At 52.1% G+C, this 3,387-nt stretch carries 3 protein-coding genes and 1 pseudogene; 3 read left to right on the top strand and 1 reads right to left on the bottom strand.

Going from position 1 to position 3,387, the window contains the following annotated elements; genetic code table 11:
- Window positions 1-536: 536 nt before the first annotated feature.
- Window positions 537-1,242: pseudogene (locus AADEFJLK_RS23045) on the bottom strand (IS6 family transposase).
- Window positions 1,243-1,711: 469 nt separating this feature from the next.
- Here AADEFJLK_RS23045 and AADEFJLK_RS26190 point away from each other — a divergent pair.
- The 3 genes from AADEFJLK_RS26190 to AADEFJLK_RS24835 form a co-directional block, all read left to right on the top strand.
- Window positions 1,712-1,822 carry a hypothetical protein gene (locus AADEFJLK_RS26190; RefSeq protein ID WP_170065241.1) on the top strand — a complete coding sequence of 37 codons (111 nt, stop codon included), beginning with the start codon at window positions 1,712-1,714 and terminating at the stop codon, window positions 1,820-1,822.
- The gene (locus AADEFJLK_RS23040; RefSeq protein WP_103975956.1) at window positions 1,789-2,049 is read left to right on the top strand and encodes a M10 family metallopeptidase C-terminal domain-containing protein; all 261 of its coding nucleotides are present in this window, start codon (window positions 1,789-1,791) and stop codon (window positions 2,047-2,049) included. The genes AADEFJLK_RS26190 and AADEFJLK_RS23040 overlap by 34 nt, the downstream gene beginning before the upstream one ends.
- Window positions 2,050-2,354: 305 nt before the next feature.
- Window positions 2,355-3,387 (top strand): RCC1 domain-containing protein (locus AADEFJLK_RS24835; protein WP_211299326.1); only part of this gene is annotated, 1,033 nt, incomplete at its 3' end.

The following is a 3,387-nucleotide window of genomic DNA, read 5'->3' as shown; positions in this document are numbered from 1 at the left end:
CCCCGCCGCCGGCTCTGCGCTGGCGGTCTTTGTTGGCGTCGGCGGCCTCTTCGCGGAGTTCGTCCCAAGCTTTTTCAAAATAGGCCAGCAAGCTTTCAAATTCAGGGACATCCAGCCCTGTGAAGCTTCTGAAAACGGCGGGGTAAGTTTTGATGTTGGCATAAAAAAGCATATCGTATCGACCTCACGGGGGCAAAGGCTTTGGGTGCTGTTGGATCAATAATGGGGGCTTTTGGGCAAATGTCAAAAAACTTAGTTTCAGCGTTAATCTGGATAATGACTATTAGTGAATCGGATTGGAAGTTTTACCGCTGACCCGATATCCCATTTAAGAGAGTGAGCTAGACGACGTACCCGATGTGGAGCCCCATTCCGTAACTATGATGGAGTACATTTTTGAGGGGTTGGTACAAATCTAAAAAGTCGAACATCGCGTGTGTTCCATATAAATAACAATAATAAATAGTTAGGTGTCAACTATTGGTTCTGTCGCAAATATTTACAAGAGCCTAGCCCGGCCTGATTGGCGGGCAAAACTAGCCTGCCAAATTGATAAATTGTCGGTGGGCGGGCAGTGTCCGTCCGGCGAGTTGCCCCTTACGGATCATGTGGGCGGTTTCTATCCTGTCGAGGGTGGCCTGCGCGGAACGGAAGGCTTTGAACCCCAGCATTGGCCCGGTGATTTTCTTATACCCAAAGGGCACAAGTAAACCGGTGATCCTATTCCACCCGGTTATTGAGGTATTTGACTTGGCAAATGTCGACCATCAGGCAAAGCAGGCCTGCCAGCACCAGCAGGACATTGATGTTTGCAAGCCCGGCCAGGTTGGCGCCGCTTTTGTCCATGACCACTTTTTCGGGCAGGCCGTTGCCGTCAATGGCCGGCCTGAAAAAGGCGGTGGCGGCCGCTTCGTCGCGGCGTTCGGAGAGCATAAAGTCGACGGTGTCGCCAAATTTGTCCACCGCGCGGTACAGGTAGGCCCATTCCCCTTTGATTTTGATGTACGTCTCGTCCATACGCCAAGAGCCGGCAACCGTCCGTTTGTGGCTTTTTGCCGCCAAGGCGGTCAGTGGCGAATAGCGGACAACCCAGCGGTTCAGGGCCGCATGATCCACGGCGACACCGCGCTCCGCCAAAATTTCTTCCAGGTCGCGGTAGGAAACGCCATACCGGACATAGAAGAAAACCGCGTGCAGGATAACGTCTTTCGGATAGTGGGTGCCTTTAAAGCTGATCTTCATAGTATGGCAACAAAAATTGGCGGATTATCCCCCAAAATTAGAAAGTTTGCGACAGAACCGCGTCGTACACCGCCCCACTTCCGTTTCGCTTGCTGTACTCCTTCTTGGTGTGCTCGAAAAAATGTTACTTTTTAACAAAATTAGTTTTTTGGTAATGGCAATTAATTGATTTTTATAGTTTTTTTAAGAATCTATTTTATTGTTGGTAATTGTTTTATGATGAAAAGAGGGGTTTTTAATGTCTTTGTTTCGGTGGCGTGGTAGAAAAATAAGATTTTTGCCTGATAAAAAAACAAAAAGCTTTTTTAGCAGCTATACTCTGAACGGTCAAGTTTTCGGTTAATCCTAAAAACCGAAAACTTGACCGTTTGAAGTATATGCGCTTCAGGCTGGCGATGTCGGCCATACCCTTGACCGTCACCGCCAGCTACACCGAAAGGACGGGAGCAAAGCCAGCGCCGCCGACACGCTGACCGGCACGGCGGGCAACGACCGTCTTGATGGCCGCGGCGGCATTGACACCCTGATCGGGGGCTGGGCAATGATGTGTATGTCATCGACAACAGTGCCGGTGTGGTGAACGAAGCCAGCGGCAGCGGCAACGACACCCTGACCGAGCGTGCAGGTTTGGACGTTTTCCGCTTCAACGCCGCACCTTCTACCAGCAACATCGACACCGTCACCGACTTTAAAATCGGCACGGCGGCGGCCGACGCCAACGACTTTATCATCTACAACGTCGGCACCGGCGCGCTCTCTTATGATGCGGCGCAGGCGGGGCAGTGCAAATCGCCATCTTGGGCGTGAACTCAACCTTAACCAACGCCGATTTTGTGGTGATTTGATAGGGATGGGGTTTGTTGCGCGTTTAACAACAATATGCCGGGTCGGCTTTTTAAGTGCGGGGTCGGTATAAAGAACGTCAGCATTGTTTAAGGCAATACCTTCGCCAAACGCATAAAACTAGTTGAAACAAGCGCTTTGTATAAACTTGACCCCTTGGTTTGATATCAGTTTGTTCAATCCGATTCAACATCCAAATGAGCGTAGGTATTGTTGTTAATAGCTGTCTGTTTTAACCACTTTTTTAATCATTATTTTGAGGTACTGACATGACCATAACGATAACAAAAAACACCTTATCATTTCCTGGGCACTCTTTTGGGGAGTCGCGTAACAATTACGCTTTTGCCATAATTAAGGCCGATGGCTCGGTGGTCACTTGGGGGAATGGTGCTGAGGGCGGCGACAGCAGTGCTGTGGCAACGCAGCTCAACGGCAGCGTGGGTGTGATGCAAATCTTTTCCACAAACACTGCCTTTGCCGCCTTGCGTACCGATGGCTCGGTGGTCACTTGGGGTGCTAGCAGTGATGGTGGCGACAGCAATGCAGTGGCGGCACAACTCGACGGCACGGTGGATGTGACGCAAATTTTTTCCACAGCAAACGCCTTTGCCGCCTTGCGCACTGACGGCTCGGTGGTCACTTGGGGTAATATTACGGATGGCGGCAACAGCAGTGCAGTGGCGGCACAGCTCAACGGCACTGTGGATGTGACGCAAATCTATTCCACAGGCACTGCCTTTGCCGCCTTGCGTACGGATGGTTCGGTGGTCACTTGGGGTAATAGTACTCATGGTGGCGACAGCAGCGCAGTGGCGGCACAGCTCAACGGCACCGTGGATGTGACGCAAATTTCTTCAACATATGATGCCTTTGCCGCCTTGCGCAGTGATGGTTCGGTGGTCACTTGGGGATTTGGTATTTATGGCGGCGACAGCCACACGGTGGCGGCACAGCTCGACGGCACCGTGGATGTGGTAAAAATCATTTCTACAACAGGCGCCTTTGCCGCCTTGCGCAGTGACGGCTCAGTGGTCACTTGGGGATATGCCTCCGCTGGCGGTGACAGCAGCTTAGTGGCGGCACAGCTCAACGGCACTGTGGATGTGGTGAGCATTTATACCACAGGCTCGGCCTTTGCCGCTTTGCGCACGGACGGTTCCATCATCACTTGGGGAAGCAGCACCTCTGGCGGTGACAGCAGCGCAGTCGCCGGCCAACTGATCTCCGGCGTGGTCGGTGCCGCCAACATCGCCACCAACGATGTCTACATCAACCATGCCCCCACCGGCACGGTCAGCA

The organism is Methylovulum psychrotolerans (assembly GCF_002923755.1).
Taxonomy (GTDB): Bacteria; Pseudomonadota; Gammaproteobacteria; order Methylococcales; family Methylomonadaceae; genus Methylovulum; species Methylovulum psychrotolerans.
The sequence above is the reverse complement of the archived record's forward strand: the minus strand, read 5'-3'. Positions and strand labels throughout refer to the sequence as shown.